Source organism: Paenibacillus sp. R-74696, from assembly GCF_055814915.1.
Genome location: NZ_JBPULM010000025.1, coordinates 83,759 through 104,324 on the forward strand (window position 1 = coordinate 83,759; position 20,566 = coordinate 104,324).

Here is a 20,566-nt window from a genome sequence, read left to right on the forward strand (position 1 = left end):
AAAGAGACAGCGTCATAACTAGCTATTATTGCGGACGCGGAAAGCACTCTTCACCTGCTAAAAGTGTTTCCGAACCGCGCTTATTTTACCCATACATCACATGATCGGCAATCGATTTTGTATTCGGGACAATGTGGAAGAAGGTTTTGCCCGGCACCAGAGCCAGCTCCTTGCCATCCTTCACGATCCGAATCATATGATCCGGCGCCCGTACCCATGACGCCTCCGTCATCCGGCCCTGCTGAAACAGCATCGCATCTCCACCCGTTTGCAAATCGACCGAGAGCCGGCCTTCATTGTCCAGCGTCTTATGGCTTGCAGCGAGTACAACCAGATTAGTTGCCGTGAGCTGCTCATTATTGTTGAGGTCAATATGCGCTTCATCGTTGATGGAACGCTTATATAGCTTGCTCGCCTCATCATAGGCATAAGATACCTTATAATCCTTCAGCGTAAAATGAATCGTGACCGCCGTCGCAGGCGTCGTCGCCTCCGCTGCGCCGTTCTCGGCAAATACATAGGCCGGCACCGCTGTATCCTGCTTGTAATTTTTCTTCTCCGCTCCGGAACGAAGCTTCTCCAGATCCGAATACAGATTATGCGGCGCCTTGCGCTCCTTGCTCCGCCAGAAATAGGCGCCCGCATTCGAAATTTCATCCAAATACGGCTTCTTCTGCTGCTGCAAAATCGCATATGCGTCATTGCTGCCGCCCGCATGGGCAAGCACAGCACCGTAGCTTTCGCCAATATTAATTAAATAAGGCCGTATGCTGCGAATTGGGCCAATCGAATCGGTCAAGGCGTCCGTGCTTTGGAACAGCGCAACGAGCCTCGTAATGCCGCCTTCGGCAAGCACCTCCCACACGACGTCGGCATTCGACAATCCCGATTGCGGGCGAGCCGGCTTCAGGTTGTTGATCATGACGGCAATCGGGCGCTCTAAGGCTTCTGTCTGCCGTCCAACTCCCGTTAGTGGTGCTTGATACGGCAATGCCCCCGGTGACACGCTAGGGCTTGGCAAAGCGCTTGGCTCTGGTGATGCGGTTGGAACCGCTTCCCCTTTATTGCCTCCCGCACAAGCTGCAAGCAGTACAAGCAGCAGCAGAATGCTGGACGATAAACCGATTCTTTTTCCCAATTTCATGAATGATACCCGCCTTTATCCGAATAATCTTATAATTTCAAATCTATCCTCTAGCATGATAGATAACATGACAATTTACGCAGCAAAAAGCTCGCAAAAGCAGCTTTGCTGCCTTTTCTACCTTTCTACTATACCACAGGATGATAGAAGGAGTAACAGATTAAGCAAAAACAGGACCTGCTCACGCGTGAGTCCCGCGTAACAGGTCCTGCCATAAAGCCGGATGCCGCCGTAAGCGGCACTCCCTTTTTTCCAGTTTAGATGCTCCAATGATGCCATTCCTGCTGCTTCTTATCCAGACCCTCCAGCCATTCAGAGCTGATGCGAATCGCTTCCTCCTGATGCTGGCGGTTGGAATACGTATGCGACGCTTGAAAAATAATTTCCTTGTCGCACAGTCCCTCGCTGCGGGTCCAGAACACCTTCTGATAAAGGAAGCTGTAATCGACCGGTATAAGCTCATCGCTCGTGCCATGGACGAGCAGAACGTCGCCGGAGAAGCGCGTAGCTGCCTGGAAAGGCTGATGCTCCAGCAGCGAGTCGAAGAAGACGGGCTTCAGCGTAAAGCCGGAATAATCAACACTGCCAGATTGGACCGCTTCATCATAGCCCTTCCTGCCGACAATTCGGACAATGTCATTGAAGGGATAAGCAACTGGCGACCATAGAAGAAGGCGCTTGACCCGTTTATCCTTAACGGCTGTCATAATCGAGACCGCTCCGCCCAGACTATGTCCGAGCAATACAATCTTGCGCGGATCTACGCATTCCATGCTCGTGATGTAATCAAGTGCTGTGCGCGTCTGATCGACCATGCTGTCGAAGCCAAGCGAGCCATAATCGCCATTGCTCTCGCCACAGCCGCCATAATCGAAGCGCAGCACATACGAGCCTTTGGCAGCAAGAGCGCGGGCTGCTTTCACAAACAAGCGGTCCACCCCGATGCGGCTGCCAACAAATCCGTGGCAAATAATGATCGCCTGCCGTTTGCAGTCGTCGTTCTTCTTCTCATCCGTCGGATAATGCAGCGTAGCTGCCAGCTCCAATCCTTCATGGCGCAATACCAGATGCTTCTCCATGTCCAAAACCTCCTGCCGTTTCCATACAGCGTCTTAATTATATTAATTCCTACCCGAATACTTTGAATTTGTTAAAGCAATAATAGCACCCGCAGATGCCGCTGTCAATCCGTTTTTTATACAAGATCGCAAGCTTCAACCGGCATCCAGTGCTCATCCTGTCCATCCCACTTCACATTGCAGCCAATCGGATTCGTATAAGGCACCGAAACCTCCTTGCCCAGCGTATGCTCGGTAAGTGCGCGCTCCAAATCATAAACCGTCACTTTGCCTGCGTCCCTCGGCTGGTCAACTCCCCGGCCCGTATAAACGAGCTTGCGCTCTTTATCAAAAACAAAAAAATGCGGCGTACGCAGCGCCCCATAAGCCTTCGCTACCTCCTGCGTATCATCGCGCAAATACGTCCAAGGGAACTTCAGTTCATTCATTCGCTCCACCATATGCTCGAAGGAATCATCGGGCTTCGTATTAATGCTGTTCGCATTAATGCCGACGAAAGCAACGCCCTTCTCCTTAAACTTGATGGCAGTCTTGCGCGTGAGCTCGTCCGATCCTACGACATAAGGACAATGATTACAGGTGAAAAATACAACCAGCGTGTCCGCTTCGGCAAAATCCTGCAGCGAATAGCTCTTGCCATCCGTCGCCGGAAGCGTGAAATCTGGTGCTTGCTGACCAATCTGAACAGTGAAAGACATTATAAATCCCTCCCAGTATGAAATGACCATCACCTACGATTATACCACAATTAGGCAAAGCTTTTTTTGATGGCCCGGGAGTGCTTCGGACATATTAATTAAAGCCGCAAATCATCATTCAACTTATATAGGCTGCTTATGATGCCGCCAAGAAAGGAGTAGAGCTTATATGCCTGCATGGATCGTATGGCTTACCGATCACTGGCTTTCCGTTATGCTTACGTTTGGTGTCGTCGTTGCTGTCGTCTGGGTATTTTTCAACCGCAATCTGCTGTTCAATAAAAATTAGCCGCCCTCTTGGGCGGCTGATTCCGTTCCTCTGCGCATATGCCATACATTCATCTGCCTTCATACATATAGGTTAAGTTGCTGGTTTATCCTGATGGCTGATCGGCAGCTTAATCATAATTACCGTTCCAGCTCCACGCTCGCTGTCTATTTTCATCTCGCCAGCATGCAGCTCGGTAATTTCCTTGCTGATCGCGAGCCCTAGCCCGCTTCCCCCCTGCCCTGTATTCCCCTTATAGAACTTCTCCGTCACATGGGGGATGTCCTCGGGATCGATGCCGCAGCCGGTATCGGCAACGGTCAGCAACGCATAATCTTCGTCAGGCGTAACGGAGACCGACACTCGAATCGTGCCGCCTGCTGGCGTGAACTTGAACGCATTGTCAATCAAATTAATGATGACCTGCTTCAAGCGGTTCGCATCTGCATACACCATCACTGGTGATTTGCCTAGCGTCACAAGCAGCTTTACGCCTGTCTGATCCTGCCGGACACCAAGCTGGGCGACCGTCTCTTTCACCGGGCTGTTGAGATCCAGCAGCTCGGCATGAAGCTCCATGCTTCCTGCCGACAGCTTGGAGAAATCGAGCAAATCCTCTACAAGCCCCGACAGGCGCAGCGTTTCATGGCTAATAATTTGCAGCCCCAGCTTCATTTCCTCATTGTCGGCCGGATCGCCTTCCTTCAGCGTCTCGCTCCAGCCTCTGATCGACGTAAGCGGCGTTCGCAGCTCATGGGAAATGGAGGAGATAAAATCATTTTTGAGCTTCTCGCGATTATTCAGCTCTATGACCATCGTATTGAACGTTTCCGCCAGCTGTCCAATTTCATCATTGCTTCGCTTCGTCGCCCGCCTTGTCCAATCGCCATCAGCCATATACCTCGCTGCACGCGTCAGCTCGCGAATGGGGCGTACAATACGCTGCGCCAGCCATAGGCTTAACCCAAGGAACAGCAAAATGACAGCCAGCCCCACAACTGCTGACATGCGCAGCAGTTGGCTCACCATATCATCCACGGCACTGATGGAGGCCGAATAACGCAGCAGAGATACCACATGCGTATCGTTCCAGACCGGTATCGTAATTGAAGTAACCCGCTCCTTATAATAAGGATCATTGCCCTGCCAAATGTCCGTCTGCCCGTTCATCGCGGCCTGCACGTCCAGCGTGTTGTACTGTACATTTTCGACCAGCCCGTCCGAGTCCATGCGCACCTTTCCGTACACATCAAGCAGTTGGAGCCGCGTATCGCCCTCCACCATATATTGCAGCATATAATCAGCTTGATCATGCATTTTCAGGGAGGCCATCGTCCGATTATGCGTGGCAAGGGCTGACACAGCCCGCTGTTTAACCGAGCTTTGTGCACTGCCATAATAATAGTTGGTAATCAGCGTGGCAAAAAGTCCACCGAGCACGACGACAACGAGTGCAATCAGGAGCAAATAGCTCCACACGATTCTCGTCTTGAGACTGTTCATCCGCTGCTGCCCCTTCTCCAGCGGTAGCCGAAGCCCCACACCGTTTCGATGAAAGCAGGCTCAGAGGAATTGTCTTCGATTTTTTGGCGCACCCGCCTAATGTTAACGTCAACAACCTTAAGGTCGCCCACATAATAACGGCCCCAAACCTCGCTCAAAATATCATCGCGGCTGACACTTTTGCCTTCCCGCTCCATTAAAAGCCGCACCAGCGTCCATTCGGTTGGGGTCAAAATAATTTCCTCATCGTTTTTCCAGAGCTTGCGCGCTGATACCGACAGGCGAAATGGCCCAATTTTCAGCTCATCATCCGCTTGTGCTGCTTGTGCAGCCTGCGTCATAAGACCAGCCGTTGCCTCTTGGGCTGCCGCCGCCTGAAGCAGCGCAGCACTCGGCTGCATTCTCCGGTAGAGCGACTTGATTCGGGCAATCAGCTCGCCGGGGCTGAACGGCTTCTGCACATAATCGTCGGCGCCAAGCTCCAGCCCGTGAATTTTATCCTCTTCCTGCGACTTCGCAGTCAGCATAATAATGCCCATGCTCGGAAATTTGCTGCGCAGCTGCTCGCATACTTCAAAGCCGCTAATTGTCGGCAGCATAACATCAAGCAGCGCAATATCGAACGGCCCCTCCGAATCAGCCAGAGCGAGCGCCGTTTCACCGTCGCCTGCTTCCGTCACTTCCATCTCGTTGCGTTTTAAATTAATGCGGACAAAGCCGCGAATCGCTTCTTCATCTTCCAGCAGCAAAATACGCATAGGTCCACCCACTTTTTCCATTAGTCCGGCCTCGGCACAAGCAATTCCGGCAGTTGCTCCTTGCTCAGCTGCATCGCATAAAACGGCTGGCGATCACTGATCTCCATCGTCTCTGGAGGAGCAAGCTGCTGCGCATAAATGTACACCAAGCCCGCATAGTTGAGCACGACATTGTAAGCGCGGTCTGACTCCTTCCACTCTTCCTGAATACTGCCCCACTTGGTTGCTGGAACAGCATATAACGTGCCCAGCTCAGACTTGTAGCCGGTTTCTTCATTCCAATATTCAAAGGTGACAATGCCATATTCCTGATGGACGTCCGGGCTTCTCAGCGTATAGCGGCCCTTCCACTGATCCGGAATCGTAAAGCTGATCTGGTAGCTGTAATTTGAATACTCTTCCTTGACCAGCTTGAACGCCTTATCGCCATCCCACTGCAGCCACTCATTAACCCAGAGCATTCCGGCATAAGGCAGATCCGGATAGCCTGCGGGCTCTTTGGGCCGAGATAGCTCGATTATGCCATCGCCGTTAATATCCTCATTCTGCGTCGGCGTTCCTGACACGAGCGCATTTTCATACTCGCCCTGCTCGGATAACGCAACCGGCCGCAGCTTGCCTTTGTCCCATACATACATAAACGTATACATCGAATGGGCGCCTACCGCAGCCTCCAATACGACACCTGTCTGCCGCTCGGAAACTTTGCCAATCAACAGCCGGTCGTAGTTAATGACATCATTGCTAAGATCAAGCTGCTGCAGCGCATGAAACTTGCCCTTTGTCCATTCATATACCGTCAGCTTATAGTTCGGCAGCTGTACCTCCTGATTCGCCCAATCCCCCGTGACGACCGCCAGCTCCAGCTTGCCATCTCCGTTCAGATCGCCCGCTTCCGCATACAAATAAGGCAGGGAATCCTCCGGCTCAAGCACAAGCTTTCCTTCCTCATTGCGTACTGGCGTTTTGCCAAGCGAATACAGCTCGACCATATTGGAGCCATCATAGGAGCCAATCCAGCCGACTGCCAGATCCAGCTTGCCGTCCTTGTCAAAGTCGCTTACCTTCATCCAGTCCATTCGCATCGATAAAGGCTGCTGAATCGTATAATAGGGCTTCCAGGTGTTGCCCCGATACCGGAGCAGCATCAGCTCAGGAGAGCTGTACTCATTGTTAAAAGAAACGAGCGCCTCGTCTACACCGTCGCCATCTACATCGAGCAGTCGCACGGCGCCAAGCTTGTCATCGCGCATCGGAAGCGCCAGCTGCGCATGCGGCGGCAAAGCTTTCTGCACAGCCTGAACGAGCGCCTGCTTGTCCGAGGCGATAGTAGGCTTTTCAAGCAAATCCGCAGGAGCCGCTGTATAGCGGCAGCCGGTTGCTAATAAACAAAGCAAGGCGGCTGCAAGCAGCGCCCCGCTTATTTTTGATATAAACAATCGCTTAAGCCCCCTTAGCTTACGGTTCGAAAGCAGACCGGAATCAAGGCATTTCGTCAATCGTGACGAACGTATAGCCCTTCTTATGCAAGCTATCAATGACGTCTGGCAGCATGTCCACCGTGTTTTTAATACCTTTGCCTCCAAAAGAATGCATCAATATTATACCACCCGGCTTCGTATGCTCGCTAATGTTCTGCTTCATCACAGCTACAGACGTTCCCGCCCAGTCACGGGTATCCACATTCCAGCTTACCAATTCTCTTCCTTTTTCCTTCATTAGCTGCTTAACCGTGCTGTTCACCGCTCCATATGGTGCACGCACCAGGTTTGGAGTAAAGCCGACTGCATCTTTAATCAGCTTATCCGTTGTGGTGATTTCTTCCCAAATTTGGCTCTTGGTCAGCTTCGTCAAATCTTTATGATGGGTCGTATGATTGCCGATCTCATGGCCTTCGTCCACGATGCGCTGAAGCACATCCGGGTCCTTCTTCACCTGAACGCCGACTACGAAGAAAGTCGCTTTAACGCCCTTCTTTTTCAGGATATCCAAAATTGCTGGTGTATAACGGCTATCCGGTCCATCATCAAAGGTTAACGCGACAAGCTTCTGCTCCTTATCCGGCTTGCTCGTTCCCTTCTCCCCTTGCGGAGACGCCGAAGGCGTTGCTGTGGGAGACGGCTTGCTTGTTGGTGTTGGTGAGCTTGCAGGTGTGCTTGAAGGTTTATTTGTATAAGTGCTGTTCGTTACGCTCGTTCCTATTTTGGAACCTCCGCCTTGTGTTTTTCCGCCAGTTCCACCGTTTGTGCCGGATGCAGCATCCGTTCCTTTCTGAGGGGAATGGGAAGCATCGGTGCTCGCTGGGTGACTTGCCGTGTCCGTACCGCTGTTAGTCCCTTCCGCCAACGTCGGATGGTTAATATGGATAGTGTCCTCGGATGAAGCTCCCTGCTGGATGTTTGCGCTTCCCTCTTTGCCTGGCATAAGCACCTCAAGGCTCGAAGAAGCCTTAGTCCCGCAGCCACCAAGCCATAAGGCTAGTGCCACAAGTAGAAAGCTTGCTACTGCTAGTTTTTGTTTTGTTCTTTTGCGCGTCTTCATGCTGCTAACTCTAGTTCGTGTGTTATACTTCATCCGATTCACCCTTCTATTCCCTGCTGATAGATTTATCTTATCGCATTCATAGACGTAGTGCGTTACAAATTAGTTACACCATTCGCCCGCATTTGACAGCAGAAATCCTCACTATTACGCGCTATTGTTATATACCAGAATATAGTAATATGGTTCCTATGAAACTTTAATGATCAAACAAGCTTATATTAGCTGCCCCCCGCTGCTTTCATAGCAAACAGCACTATACGATTAAAAAATGGAACGACTTCGGCTCTTGTGTTACTAGGGCATGGTATGCAAACGAAATCGATCGAAATCGATTCAGTTACTGATTAAGCCAGCGTCATGCTCTTGGTTTTGGGGTCTGACCCCTTGAACAAAGTTAGACTTGGCGGACACAGCAGCCGCTATTTCAACCAAATCACGGGTTTGGGCAAGGCGGCGGACTCAGGAGCCGCTAATGTGCGGTCAATCGCCATTTTGACGGGATAATGAAGGCAATAACGGCGTTCCTGTCCGCGTGCGGCCTCAAATCAGGGTAAAAGCCAGAATAGCGGAACCTCAGTCCTTCAAAAAAACAGTGAGCTTCCCAGCTGATGACCTCAGCCATAGCAGTCTCTGAAACAGTGCTTATACCCACAGAGGACTCAGCAACATTCGTATAATGGGGTTCTATAAGCCTTGAATTCGGCGGAGAAAATCACCCTAGAATAAACGCTAAGCAAAGAGCTGAAAGCCGACTCCGCTTTGCATTCATATCCTAGTAGAACCCTAATTGAATTAAAAAAAGCCGCACATAGGCGGCTTCAAGCTGTGTAGACTTTACTCATACTCATATATGAATGACTTCATTTGAAAATAATCGTTAAACCAGTGCCTTCGCCGCAATATCCGATCGGCTCTGCATGCCATCGAAATGAATAACGCCTACCGCATCATAAGCACGAGCACGTGCCTCCGCGATGTCACGGCCGCGACCGACAACACCTAGCACACGTCCGCCACTTGTTACGAACTGGCCGTCCTTCTCAGCTGTTCCCGCATGGAACACTAGCGCGCCTTGCGCTTCGGCTTTCGCCAGCCCTTCAATGACGCGGCCCTTCGGATACGAGGCTGGATAACCCTCGGAAGCCATAATGACGCAAACCGCTGCTTCATCGCTCCAAGTAATATCCAGCTGCTCCAATCTGCCATTCAACGAAGCCAATACGATGTCGACAAGATCGGTTTCCAGACGTGGAAGCACAACCTGCGTTTCCGGATCACCCATACGTGCATTAAACTCAATCGTTTTCGGGCCATCCTTCGTAATCATCAGACCCGCGAACAATACGCCGCGGAACGGGCGACCTTCGCTTACCATTGCTTTCGCCGTTGGAATAATAATATTCGCAATCGACTCGTCGATAATCGCCTGATCAATATGCGGCAGCGGCGTATACGTGCCCATACCGCCCGTATTCGGACCTTTATCGCCGTCGAAAATCGGCTTGTGATCCTGTGCTGGCACCATCGCCCGCACCGTCTCTCCATCTACGAAAGCAAGGATGGACATTTCCTGTCCTTCCAAAAACTCCTCAATTACGATTTGGTTGCCCGCATCGCCAAACACTTTATCCAGCATCGCTTCTTTCAGCGCCTGCTGTGCTTCTTCCATCGTAAAGGCCACGGTTACGCCCTTGCCTGCCGCAAGTCCATCCGCTTTAATGACGATAGGCGTCTGCTGTGCCTGCAAATAAGCGGAAGCCGCCTCATATTCGGTAAACGTCTCATATTTAGCCGTTGGAATATTATATTTCTTGAGCAAATTTTTCATGAAAATTTTGCTGCCTTCAATTTCCGCTGCCGCTTTATTCGGACCATATACCGGAATTTGATGCGCTTCGAACGCATCAACGATGCCATCCGCCAGCGGATCATCCGGACCGATGAATACGAGATCGATAGCCGCATCTTTAGCGAACTCGACTAGCTCGTCAAATTGATTGACAGCCAGCGGCACGCATTCTGCCAGCTGCGCGATGCCTGCATTGCCCGGCGCACAATAGATGCTGCGGACCTTCTCGCTTTTTTTCAGCGCCCATACGATCGCATGCTCGCGGCCGCCGCCGCCTACTACTAAAATTCGCATCTTGTCAGCTCCCTCTTAATGCTTGAAATGACGAACGCCAGTCAGTACCATGGCAATGTTGTTAGCATTTGCTGCGGCAATCGATTCGGCATCCTTAATGGAGCCGCCCGTTTGGATAATCGCCGTAATGCCAGCTTTAGCTGCCAGCTCAACCGTATCGCCCATTGGGAAAAAGGCATCCGATGCCAGTACAGCGCCAGCGGACTGCGCACCAGCCTGCTCGATTGCAATGCGAGCAGCGCCTACACGATTCATTTGGCCTGCGCCTACGCCAATCGTCATATTATTTTTCGCCAGCAAAATCGCATTCGATTTCACATGCTTCACGACTTTCCAGCCAAACAACAATTGCTTCAGCTCTTCTTCAGTCGGCTTGCGGTCAGTTACGAATTGCAGGTCTGCTTCCGTCAGGCTGCGAACATCGCTTTCCTGTACGAGCATGCCGCCGTCAACCGTCGTCACGAGCAGCTCAGGCTTGCGGTCAGCCGCAGCAACGGAAAGCTCGCCGAGCTTCATAAGGCGAATGTTTTTCTTTTTCGTCAAAATATCCAGCGCTTCCGGCGTAAAGTCCGGCGCAATAATAATTTCAAGGAAAATTTGGCCAAGCAGCTCAGCTGTGTCTGCGCCAATTACGCGGTTCGCCGCAACGATGCCGCCAAAGATCGAGGTCGGATCAGCCGCATACGCTTTTTGATACGCTTCATGAATGTCAGTGCCCGTACCTACGCCGCAAGGATTCATATGCTTAACGGCAACAACCGCTGGCTCATCAAATTCCTTAACAATCGCAAGCGCTGCGTTTGCATCATTAATATTATTGTAGGACAGCTCTTTGCCGTGCAATTGCTCAGCTGTCGTAATGTTGCCTGTCGAAGCAAGCGGCTTGCTGTAGAAAGCAGCCTTCTGATGCGGGTTCTCGCCGTAGCGGAGATCCTGTACTTTTTCATAAGTAACGGTGTAGCTTTCTGGAAGCTCTTCGCCTGTCTGCTTGGACAAATATTCAGCAATCAGTGTATCGTAAGCTGCTGTATGACGGAATACTTTCGCCGTCAAGCGCTTGCGTGTTTCAAGCGTCGTGTCGCCGCCCGCTTTTACTTCTTCCAGCACAGCCGCGTAATCCGCAGCGTCTACGACAACGGTAACGAATGCATGGTTTTTCGCAGCAGAGCGCAGCATCGTTGGACCGCCGATATCGATGTTTTCAATCGCATCCGCATACTCTACATCCGGCTTAGCAATCGTCTGCTTGAACGGATACAGATTGACGACAACGAGGTCGATGTAGCTGAGGCCCAGCTCTTCCATCACCTTCTGGTGCTCTTCATCGTCGCGCACAGCGAGCAGGCCGCTATGTACAGCAGGGTGCAGCGTTTTGACGCGTCCATCCAAAATTTCCGGGAAGCCCGTTACATCGGAAATGCCGATGACCGGAATGCCCTCTTTTTCCAGTAAGCTGAACGTTCCGCCTGTCGAAATAATTTCCACGCCTTGGCTTGCCAGCTCACGCGAAAACTCCACAATACCCGTCTTATCGGATACGCTGATTAATGCTCTACGAATAGCCATTCCACAAAGCCCTCCTTATTTGTCTTAACCCTGTTACGCTCTAACCGCTTTATCGTTATGAATGCCCGATCACTCAGCTTGCTTGCTCACATTAATCTGCACCAAACGTCCGTCCAGCTGTACCCGTCCGCCAGCAATTTGCCGCACGACCTGCGGAAGCAGCTGCTGCTCCGCCGCATGGATGCGTACCGCAAGCTCATCCTCCGTCTCGCCGTCCGCAATCCCGACTGCCTGCTGGGCAATAATCGGGCCGCTGTCGAGTCCGCCGTCCACATAATGCACGGTAACGCCCGTCAGCTTCACGCCGTAGTCAAGCGCCTGGCGAATCGCATTAATGCCGGGAAACGCTGGCAGCAGTGAAGGATGGACATTGATCATCCGCCCATAGAAAGGCTCCACCAGCACCGGTGTAATGATGCGCATATAGCCAGCCAATACAATCAGCTCAATGCCGCGGCGCTCAAGCTCCGCCAAAATCACGCTGTCATGCGCTTCGCGGGACGGATAGTCCTTCGGCTTAAAAATAAACGTTTCTACGCCAGCCTTACGCGCCCGCTCGATAACCGGAGCAGACGGCTTATCACAAACAAGAAGCTCGATAGTTGCATCGAGCTCCCCCTGCCATGCCGCATCGGCCAAGGCTTGAAAATTGGTGCCTTGACCTGATGCAAATACGGCTATACGCTTCGCTGCCATTACACCGTCGCTCCTGTAAACGTGACGATGCGGCTGCCTTCCGTTACTGTTCCAATGCGGTAAGCTTTCTCGCCAAGCCCACTTGCTACGCGAAGCGCTTCTTCCGCTTCATCAGCCGGTACAACGACTACGAGGCCAATACCCATATTAAACGTCGTGAACATATCACGATTCGTAATCGAACCTTTATCCTGCATGAGGCCAAAAATGTTGTGGATCGGCCAAGAGCCGTATTCCACATTCACGTTCACGCCTTCCGGCAATACGCGCGGAATGTTCTCGATGAAGCCGCCGCCTGTAATATGCGCCATGCCTTTCACCTTCACTTGCTCAATCAGCTTAAGCGCCGATTTCACATAAATGCGCGTTGGCTCGATCAATACATCGCCAAGCTTCGCGCCATCAAGCTCTGCCAGCTCCTGATCCAGCGCATAGCCGCTCTCTTCCAGAAGCAATCTGCGAACGAGCGAATAGCCATTGCTGTGAATGCCGCTTGACGCAAGTCCAATCACTGCGTCTCCGGGCGCAATGGTCGTGCCATCGATGATTTTTTTCTTATCGACAACGCCGACCGTAAAGCCCGCGATATCGTATTCGTCGCCTTGGTACATGCCTGGCATTTCCGCTGTCTCGCCGCCAATTAGCGCGCAGCCTGCCTGTACGCAGCCATCTGCGATGCCTTTAACGACCGCTTCGATTTTCTCAGGCACGACTTTGCCGCAAGCGAGGTAATCGAGGAAGAACAAAGGCTCAGCGCCTTGTACAATGATGTCATTGACACACATGGCAACCGCATCGATACCGATCGTGTCATGCTTGTCCATTGCAAAAGCCAGCTTCAGCTTCGTGCCAACGCCGTCTGTACCCGATACGAGCACCGGCTCGTCATATTTATCCTTGTTTAGGCCGAACAGGCCGCCAAAGCCGCCAAGATCTGTCAGCACCTCAGGACGGAACGTCTTCTTGACATGCTTCTTCATTCTTTCGACCGCTTCGTTGCCAGCCGCTATATCGACGCCAGCTTTTTTATACGCTTCTGCCACATCGTTCAACCCCTTTATCGTAGCCGCCAAGCTGGCACGCCTGAATCAGGCGCGCAAGTGGCAGGCAGCACTATTAGTTCTAAATTGCACTATTACAGCTTCATGCTGCAGCCAGACTGCTAAAGTCTAGCAACTGCAGCTTTTGTCCGATTCCTCATCAACAGGCGTCGGGTAATCATTATCAAAGCAGCCGAGGCACATGCCCCGGTTATAAGCGCCGTCATTGCCGCCAACCGAATCAATAAAGCCGCTGTCGCTAAGGAAGGTCAGCGAATCCGCATTGATCAGCTCGCAAATTTCCTGCACCGTGCGGGAAGATGCAATAAGCTCATCGCGGCTCGGCGTATCAATGCCGTAGTAGCAAGGGTTTTTGAAAGGCGGCGATGTAATCCGCACGTGCACTTCCGTTGCTCCCGCTTCACGCAGCATATTGACGATCCGGCGCGACGTTGTGCCGCGAACGATCGAGTCGTCAATCATGACGACCCGTTTGCCTTCTACGACTTTGCGCACGGCGGACAGCTTCATCTTCACGCCCTGCTCACGCAGCTCCTGTGAAGGCTGGATGAACGTACGGCCGGTGTATTTATTTTTGATAAGTCCAAGCTCATAAGGAATACCCGTCTGCTCCGCATAACCGATTGCCGCAGATATACTGGAGTCCGGCACACCCGTTACGATATCAGCATCGACGAACGATTCCATCGCGAGCTGCTTGCCCATCCGCTTGCGCGCGGAATGAATGTTGATCTCATGAATGTCACTGTCGGGACGGGCAAAATAAATGTATTCCATCGCGCAGGTCGCCCGGCGCGTCACTTCCGCATAACGATCCTCTTTCATGCCATCCTGATCAAAAATAAGCAGCTCGCCTGGCTGAACGTCACGCAAATACTGGGCACCAATCGATTCAAACGCGCACGACTCGGAAGAAAAAACATAGCCCTCGCCGATGCGGCCCACCACGAGCGGACGAAGTCCGTTCGGATCAGAAGCGACCAGCAGCTTGTCGTTTGTCATAATCAGGAAAGCGAAGCCTCCAACGATACGCTGAAGCGCTTCTTTCGCTGCCGTCACAAAATCCTTCGGCGAACGGGCGATCAAATGCGCAATAACCTCGGTATCACTCGTCGTCTGGAAAATAGAGCCCAGGTTCTCCAGCTCCTTGCGGATTTCCGGCGCATTTACGATATTGCCGTTCGTCGCTACCGCAAGATCGCCATCCCGATAGCGGAAGATCAGCGGCTGCGCATTTGCCAGCTTGCTCTCTCCTGCTGTCGAATAACGCACATGGCCGATAGAGCGATCGCCAGGGAGCCCCGCTAGGCGCTCCTTGTCGAATACTTCCTTGACGAGTCCCATGCCGCGGTGATAGCTGAAACGATTGCGGTCCGTCGTGTCGACGGTGCAAATGCCCGCAGATTCCTCGCCGCGATGCTGCAACGCATGAAGGCCATAGTAGGAAAGCGATGCTGCGTCTGCATGATTGAAGACGCCGAACACGCCGCATTCCTCGCGCAGCTTGTCGAAGAAATCCTCCCGACCGCCGCCTTGATTATAATAATCGCCTGACCAAAGCTTAGGCTGCTTTATTTCATCAGACATGGAATCGCATCCTTCCAGACCTTCTCCAGTTGTTGTACCGGCGCCTGAATGCCGGATTTGCCATTGATGCTGATCGAAAGAGCAGCTCCTTTAACCGAACCAATTGCCGCATGGGCAACGCCTTGCTCAGCCAGCAATGCTTGCAGCGCTGCTGCTTGCTCCGGCTTCGCCGACAGCAAAATACGCGATTGCGATTCGCTGAACAATGCATGATCAGCGCGCAGCTCTGTATTTACATTAACTTCTGCACCAAGCTTGCCGCTTATGCAGGATTCTGCCAGTGCAACCGCAATACCGCCTTCGGACAAGTCATGCGCCGAAGCGACCAGGCCGCTTTGAATCGCGCTCAGCACAGCGCCGAGCATCTTTTTCTCAACAGCTAGATCAATAACCGGAGGACGGCCTTCGTTCACGCCTTGCAGCACGTATTGCAGCTCGCTTCCGCCCATTTCGGCTTTCGTTTCGCCGACGAGAATGATGACGTCGCCTTCGTTTTTGAAGCCTTGCGTCGTAATATGATCGATATCATGAACGAGACCTACCATGCCGATAACCGGCGTCGGGTAAATCGCGCCTTTTGCATTTTCATTGTACAAGCTGACGTTGCCGCCGATAACTGGCGTTTCCAGTACGCGGCAAGCCTCGGACATACCGTCTGCCGATTTCTCAATCTGCCAGAATACATCCGGCTTCTCTGGGCTGCCGAAGTTCAGGTTGTCCGTAATGGCCAGCGGCTCTGCGCCGGAACAAACGATGTTGCGCGCAGCTTCCGCTACGGCAATGCGTCCGCCCACTTCTGGATCAAGATATACATAACGGCTGTTGCAGTCGGTTGTCATCGCGAGTGCCTTGCGTGTACCGTTAATTGTAACGACTGCTGCGTCCGAACCCGGTTGTACCGCTGTCGACGTACGCACCATGTAGTCGTATTGATTGTAAACCCACTCTTTGCTGGCCACTGTTGGCGAAGCGAGCACTTTCTCAAGCGCAGCCGTCAAATCCGTTACTTCCGGATAAGCCGTAGTGTCGATTGCCGCATTCGCACTGTAATACGCTGGCTCCTGCGAAGGCTTGTCATAAACCGGACACTCGTCAACAAGTGCTGTTACCGGCATATCGGCCACTTGCTCGCCTTGGTGGAACAAGCGGAGACGTCCGTCATCCGTTACTTTGCCGACTTTGGCGCAAATGATGCCCCAACGCTCGAAAATTTCTTTCGCCTGCGCTTCATGCTGCGGCTCTACAACGAAGAGCATGCGCTCTTGCGATTCAGACAGCATCATTTCGTAAGGCGTCATGCCTGTTTCGCGCTGCGGCACTTCATCGAGGTACAGCTCGAGACCGTTGCCGGCTTTCGAAGCCATCTCGGCGCTGGAGCAAGTTAGGCCAGCTGCGCCCATATCTTGAATACCAAGCACGATTCCGGAATCGATCAGCTCAAGCGTTGCTTCCATAACCAGCTTCTCCATGAATGGATCGCCGACTTGAACCGCCGTACGCTTCTCTTCGGATTCCTCGGACAGCTCGACCGAAGCGAAGGTTGCACCGTGGATGCCGTCGCGACCAGTTGCCGGACCGACGTAAAATACCGGGTTGCCTACGCCTTTAGCGACACCGCGCTGGATTTTATCATGATCGATAAGGCCCACGCACATCGCGTTAACGAGCGGATTGCCCTCGTAGCTCTCGTCGAACATGACTTCACCACCGACAGTCGGGATGCCGATACAGTTGCCGTAGCCAGCGATACCGCTGACAACATTTTCGAACAAATATTTAACGCGATCATTTTCAAGACGGCCAAAGCGCAAGCTGTTCATCAAAGCAACCGGACGTGCGCCCATCGAGAAAATATCGCGGATAATACCGCCTACACCTGTAGCTGCGCCTTGGTAAGGCTCAACCGCGGAGGGATGGTTATGCGATTCGATTTTGAATACGACCGCTTGATTGTCGCCAATATCAACGATACCTGCGCCTTCGCCTGGTCCCATTAGAACTTTAGGTCCAGTGATCGGAAATTTTTTCAAAATCGGCTTAGAGTTTTTGTAAGAGCAATGCTCCGACCACATGACGCTGAATACGCCAATCTCCGTATAGTTTGGCTGACGGCCAAGAAATCCGCAAATCAGCTCATATTCATAATCCGTTACGCCGAACTGCGTATAAATCCGCTGATCCGCGATTTGTTCCGCTGTCGGTTCCTTAGCTGTTAACTGCTGCGCCATGCTGTTCCCTCCATGCATTCAAAATCGATGTAAACATTTTTTTGCCGTCCTCTGAGCCGAACAATTGGTTAATTGCACGCTCTGGATGCGGCATCATACCGACTACGTTGCCACGCTCGTTGCTCACGCCCGCGATGTTCGATACCGATCCGTTCGGATTGGTGTCGCCCGCATAGCGGAAAATAATTTGATTGTTCGCTTCCAGCTGTGCCAGCGTCGCGTCGTCGCAATAGTAGTTGCCTTCGCCATGGGCGATCGGAATGTTGATAATATCGCCTTCCGCATACTGGTTCGTGAACGGATTGCCGTTGTTCACGACCTCCAGCGGTGTCTGATGGCAGCGGAATTTGAGGCCGCTGTTGCGAATCAAAGCGCCTGGCAGCAGGCCTGCTTCCGTAAGAATTTGGAACCCGTTGCAAATGCCGAGAATGAACTTGCCTTCCTCCGCTGCTTTCTTCACTTCATTCATAACAGGAGCGAAACGGGAAATCGCGCCGCAGCGCAGGTAATCGCCATAGGAGAAGCCTCCTGGCACCAAAATCGCGTCATAGCCGGAAAGATCCGTCGATGTATGCCATACATACTCTACCTTTTGGCCAATCGCTTCCTCTACCGCCTTGTAACAATCAATATCACAGTTGGAACCTGGAAAAACCAGAACCGCAAACTTCATCGCCTATCCCTCCAGCTCAAAACGGTAATCTTCTACGACCGTGTTCGCAAGCAGCTTCTCGCACATTTCCTTGATGCGCTTCTCTGCCTCGCTGCGGTCAATATCGCCCAGCTCAAGCTCCAAATATTTGCCGATCCGAACCTTTTCCACTTCGGCAAAGCCCATCGAGTGCAAAGCTCCTTGTACAGCTGTTCCTTGCGGATCAAGTACATTTTCCTTGATTGTTACGTAGACGGTTGCTTTCATTGTTGGCCTCCTGATAATGAAAATAATATTGTAGCGTTAACGCTGCTTCGCTTTTCTTCTGCTTTAGGCGAGCACCCCACAGGCTCCCTCCAGCAAAATCGCTTTGCTTTTATCGTTTTGCATGAATCGTTGATCTATATCTCTAAGTGCACGAAATAGCTAGTAGCTTTCCGAGCCGGTCAAGCGGCGGTAAATATCCTGATACCGCTTCGTAGTCTCTGCAACAACCGCTTCTGGCAGCGGGTCCGGCTTGCTGTTTTTGTCCCAATCTGAGCCGAGCAAATAGGTGCGCACCGGCTCCTTGTCCATGCTGTCGATCTCAATGTCATAGGCGAAATTGCCCTCTGCCCAGAAACGCGAGGAATCCGGCGTGAAAATCTCGTCAATGAGAATAACCTTACCGTCAATCAGGCCAAATTCAAATTTGCAATCGGCGAGAATGATGCCGCGCTCGGCGCAATAAGCGTGAGCGAACTCATAAAGCTTGATGCTGCGGTCGCGCAGCTCCTCGGAAAGCTCAGCGCCAACCAGCTCCTGCATCCGCTCGAATGGAATATCCTCGTCATGGCCGACGTCGTTTTTCGCCGCTGGCGTAAAGATCGGCTGCGGAAAACGTTCATTTTTTCGCAGGCCTGCCGGAAGCTCAATGCCATTGATCGCTGACGTCTGCTGATATTGTCTCCAGCCGCCGCCTGTGATATAGCCGCGCACGACGCATTCAATGTCAATACGCTCTGCTTTAAGAGTCACCATAATTCGGTTCCGCAGCAGCTCAGGCTCGGTAATGAGCTCGCCCAGCTTGTCCACATCGGTATGCACGACGTGGTTCGTCTGGATCGAAGCCGTCTGCTCAAACCAGAACGCCGACAGGCGGTTGAGCACATTGCCCTTCTCTGGCACAGCCGGATCAAGCACATAATCGAACGCCGAGATGCGATCCGTTACAACGATGAGAAAATGCTCGCCCAGATCATAAAGCTCTCTAACCTTCCCCTTGTATAGAAGGGGCGCTTTTACATATGGAGCAGCAGTAGACAAGCTTTGAGATGATGCAGTCATTTGCCAGTAAGCCTCCTTAGTTCAATCCAAGACGGGTGAAAATCGTATCCACATGCTTCAAATGCCATGTTGGGTTAAAGCAATCGTCGATGTCTTCCGTCGACAGAAGCTCGGTAATTTCCTTCGTCGATTCGATAATGTCGCGGAATTGGCGCTGCTCTTCCCAAGCCTGCATGGCGCGCGGCTGAACAGTGTCATAAGCCTGCTCGCGGCTGAAGCCTTTGTCGATCAGCTTCGTCATGACGCGGCCGGAGAACGGCACGCCGAACGTACGCTGCATGTTGCGCTTCATATTTTCAGGGAATACTTGCAGATTATTAATGATGTTGCCCAGACGGTTCAGCATGTAGTTCAGCAGCATCGTTGCATCTGGCAAAATGACGCGCTCTGCGGACGAGTGGCTAATATCGCGCTCATGCCACAGCGGAATGTTCTCATAAGCCGTCAGCATATGTCCACGAATGACGCGTGACAGACCTGAAATGTTCTCGCAGCCGATTGGGTTGCGTTTGTGCGGCATAGCCGATGAACCTTTTTGACCTTTAGCGAAAGGCTCTTCCACCTCGCGGAATTCGCTCTTCTGCAAAGCGCGGATTTCCGTAGCGAACTTGTCCAGCGACGAAGCAACGAGTGCCAGTGTGCCCATGTATTCAGCATGGCGGTCACGCTGCAGCGTTTGCGTCGAGATTGGCGCAGCTTTCGTGCCGAGCTTGTTGCAGACGAATTCTTCTACGAATGGGTCGATGTTCGCGTAAGTGCCGACAGCACCGGAAATTTTGCCGTATTGCACGCCGTCAGCTGCATGCAGGAAACGCTCCAGGTTGCGCTTCATCTCTTCATGCCACAGTGCCATTTTGAGGCCGAAAGTAGTTGGTTCAGCATGAACGCCATGCGTACGTCCCATCATCGGCGTATCTTTATACTGAATCGCTTTCTCGCGCAAAATCGAGATGAAACGCTCAATATCCTTTTGCAAAATCGCATTGGCTTGCAGCAGCAGGTAGCCTGTTGCCGTATCTACAACATCCGTCGATGTCAGGCCGTAGTGCACCCATTTGCGCTCAGGGCCAACCGTCTCGGATACAGCGCGCGTAAAGGCGATAACGTCATGGCGTGTATCCTGCTCGATTTCATAAATGCGGTCGATGTTGAAGCTGGCGTTTTTACGAAGCTCTTCTACGTCTTCCTTCGGAATAATGCCCAGCTCCGACCAAGCCTCGCATGCGCAAAGCTCAACCTCCAGCCATGCTTGGAACTTATTCTCCTCGGTCCAAATCGCTCTCATTTCCGGTCTGCTGTAACGCTCTAACATG

At 52.1% G+C, this 20,566-nt stretch carries 17 protein-coding genes; all 17 read right to left on the reverse strand.

Annotation, left to right across the window (positions count from 1 at the left end):
* Window positions 1-85 precede the first annotated feature (85 nt).
* A complete protein-coding gene (locus tag ACSR9A_RS07805; protein WP_473756523.1) occupies window positions 86-1,144 on the reverse strand; it encodes a DUF3048 domain-containing protein in 1,059 nt (352 codons plus the stop codon).
* A gap of 257 nt (window positions 1,145-1,401) precedes the next feature.
* Window positions 1,402-2,223 carry an alpha/beta hydrolase gene (locus ACSR9A_RS07810; protein WP_473756525.1) on the reverse strand — a complete coding sequence of 274 codons (822 nt, stop codon included), beginning with the start codon at window positions 2,221-2,223 and terminating at the stop codon, window positions 1,402-1,404.
* Between the two features lie 116 nt (window positions 2,224-2,339).
* The gene (locus ACSR9A_RS07815) at window positions 2,340-2,921 is read right to left on the reverse strand and encodes a thioredoxin family protein (protein WP_473756527.1); all 582 of its coding nucleotides are present in this window, start codon (window positions 2,919-2,921) and stop codon (window positions 2,340-2,342) included.
* A 361-nt stretch (window positions 2,922-3,282) separates the two neighbouring features.
* Window positions 3,283-4,692, reverse strand: a complete 1,410-nt coding sequence (locus tag ACSR9A_RS07820) for a sensor histidine kinase (RefSeq protein WP_473756528.1) — start codon at window positions 4,690-4,692, stop codon at window positions 3,283-3,285.
* Window positions 4,689-5,450 carry a response regulator transcription factor gene (locus ACSR9A_RS07825; RefSeq protein ID WP_473756801.1) on the reverse strand — a complete coding sequence of 254 codons (762 nt, stop codon included), beginning with the start codon at window positions 5,448-5,450 and terminating at the stop codon, window positions 4,689-4,691. Before ACSR9A_RS07825 ends, ACSR9A_RS07820 begins: the two co-directional genes overlap by 4 nt.
* Window positions 5,451-5,470: 20 nt before the next feature.
* Window positions 5,471-6,889, reverse strand: coding sequence for an FG-GAP repeat domain-containing protein (locus ACSR9A_RS07830; RefSeq protein ID WP_473756529.1), 1,419 nt, complete (start codon window positions 6,887-6,889; stop codon window positions 5,471-5,473).
* A 43-nt stretch (window positions 6,890-6,932) separates the two neighbouring features.
* Window positions 6,933-8,024: a polysaccharide deacetylase family protein gene (locus tag ACSR9A_RS07835; protein WP_473756530.1), complete on the reverse strand. Its 1,092-nt coding sequence runs from the start codon at window positions 8,022-8,024 to the stop codon at window positions 6,933-6,935.
* Window positions 8,025-8,871: 847 nt separating this feature from the next.
* Window positions 8,872-10,137, reverse strand: a complete 1,266-nt coding sequence (gene purD / locus ACSR9A_RS07840; protein ID WP_473756531.1) for a phosphoribosylamine--glycine ligase — start codon at window positions 10,135-10,137, stop codon at window positions 8,872-8,874.
* Between the two features lie 15 nt (window positions 10,138-10,152).
* Window positions 10,153-11,703 carry a bifunctional phosphoribosylaminoimidazolecarboxamide formyltransferase/IMP cyclohydrolase gene (gene purH / locus ACSR9A_RS07845; RefSeq protein ID WP_473756532.1) on the reverse strand — a complete coding sequence of 517 codons (1,551 nt, stop codon included), beginning with the start codon at window positions 11,701-11,703 and terminating at the stop codon, window positions 10,153-10,155.
* A 69-nt stretch (window positions 11,704-11,772) separates the two neighbouring features.
* Window positions 11,773-12,399 (reverse strand): phosphoribosylglycinamide formyltransferase, encoded by a 627-nt coding sequence (gene purN / locus ACSR9A_RS07850; protein ID WP_473756533.1) that lies wholly within the window; start codon window positions 12,397-12,399, stop codon window positions 11,773-11,775.
* Complete coding sequence (purM, locus tag ACSR9A_RS07855; protein WP_473756802.1) at window positions 12,399-13,442, reverse strand: phosphoribosylformylglycinamidine cyclo-ligase; 1,044 nt, start codon at window positions 13,440-13,442, stop codon at window positions 12,399-12,401. Before purM ends, purN begins: the two co-directional genes overlap by 1 nt.
* 126 nt (window positions 13,443-13,568) lie before the next feature.
* Window positions 13,569-15,047, reverse strand: a complete 1,479-nt coding sequence (gene purF, locus ACSR9A_RS07860; protein WP_341281092.1) for an amidophosphoribosyltransferase — start codon at window positions 15,045-15,047, stop codon at window positions 13,569-13,571.
* Window positions 15,032-17,275 (reverse strand): phosphoribosylformylglycinamidine synthase subunit PurL, encoded by a 2,244-nt coding sequence (purL, locus tag ACSR9A_RS07865; RefSeq protein ID WP_341281091.1) that lies wholly within the window; start codon window positions 17,273-17,275, stop codon window positions 15,032-15,034. Before purL ends, purF begins: the two co-directional genes overlap by 16 nt.
* A complete protein-coding gene (purQ, locus tag ACSR9A_RS07870) occupies window positions 17,253-17,948 on the reverse strand; it encodes a phosphoribosylformylglycinamidine synthase subunit PurQ (protein ID WP_473756534.1) in 696 nt (231 codons plus the stop codon). The genes purL and purQ overlap by 23 nt, the downstream gene beginning before the upstream one ends.
* Window positions 17,949-17,951: 3 nt before the next feature.
* Window positions 17,952-18,194, reverse strand: coding sequence for a phosphoribosylformylglycinamidine synthase subunit PurS (purS, locus tag ACSR9A_RS07875; protein WP_046231574.1), 243 nt, complete (start codon window positions 18,192-18,194; stop codon window positions 17,952-17,954).
* A gap of 159 nt (window positions 18,195-18,353) precedes the next feature.
* Complete coding sequence (locus ACSR9A_RS07880; RefSeq protein WP_341281090.1) at window positions 18,354-19,253, reverse strand: phosphoribosylaminoimidazolesuccinocarboxamide synthase; 900 nt, start codon at window positions 19,251-19,253, stop codon at window positions 18,354-18,356.
* 16 nt (window positions 19,254-19,269) lie between these two features.
* Window positions 19,270-20,565: an adenylosuccinate lyase gene (gene purB / locus ACSR9A_RS07885; protein ID WP_341281089.1), complete on the reverse strand. Its 1,296-nt coding sequence runs from the start codon at window positions 20,563-20,565 to the stop codon at window positions 19,270-19,272.
* Window position 20,566 lies beyond the last annotated feature (1 nt).

Bases quoted from the DNA above. Each gene is read 5' to 3' on its own strand.
- ACSR9A_RS07805 (WP_473756523.1), bottom strand. From the start codon at position 1,144: ATGAAATTGGGAAAAAGAATCGGTTTATCGTCCAGCATTCTGCTGCTG.
- ACSR9A_RS07810 (WP_473756525.1), bottom strand. From the start codon at position 2,223: ATGGAGAAGCATCTGGTATTGCGCCATGAAGGATTGGAGCTGGCAGCT.
- ACSR9A_RS07815 (WP_473756527.1), bottom strand. From the start codon at position 2,921: ATGTCTTTCACTGTTCAGATTGGTCAGCAAGCACCAGATTTCACGCTT.
- ACSR9A_RS07820 (WP_473756528.1), bottom strand. From the start codon at position 4,692: ATGAACAGTCTCAAGACGAGAATCGTGTGGAGCTATTTGCTCCTGATT.
- ACSR9A_RS07825 (WP_473756801.1), bottom strand. From the start codon at position 5,450: ATGCGTATTTTGCTGCTGGAAGATGAAGAAGCGATTCGCGGCTTTGTC.
- ACSR9A_RS07835 (WP_473756530.1), bottom strand. From the start codon at position 8,024: ATGAAGTATAACACACGAACTAGAGTTAGCAGCATGAAGACGCGCAAA.
- purD (WP_473756531.1), bottom strand. From the start codon at position 10,137: ATGCGAATTTTAGTAGTAGGCGGCGGCGGCCGCGAGCATGCGATCGTA.
- purH (WP_473756532.1), bottom strand. From the start codon at position 11,703: ATGGCTATTCGTAGAGCATTAATCAGCGTATCCGATAAGACGGGTATT.
- purN (WP_473756533.1), bottom strand. From the start codon at position 12,399: ATGGCAGCGAAGCGTATAGCCGTATTTGCATCAGGTCAAGGCACCAAT.
- purF (WP_341281092.1), bottom strand. From the start codon at position 15,047: ATGTCTGATGAAATAAAGCAGCCTAAGCTTTGGTCAGGCGATTATTAT.
- purL (WP_341281091.1), bottom strand. From the start codon at position 17,275: ATGGCGCAGCAGTTAACAGCTAAGGAACCGACAGCGGAACAAATCGCG.
- purQ (WP_473756534.1), bottom strand. From the start codon at position 17,948: ATGAAGTTTGCGGTTCTGGTTTTTCCAGGTTCCAACTGTGATATTGAT.
- purS (WP_046231574.1), bottom strand. From the start codon at position 18,194: ATGAAAGCAACCGTCTACGTAACAATCAAGGAAAATGTACTTGATCCG.
- ACSR9A_RS07880 (WP_341281090.1), bottom strand. From the start codon at position 19,253: ATGACTGCATCATCTCAAAGCTTGTCTACTGCTGCTCCATATGTAAAA.
- purB (WP_341281089.1), bottom strand. From the start codon at position 20,565: ATGTTAGAGCGTTACAGCAGACCGGAAATGAGAGCGATTTGGACCGAG.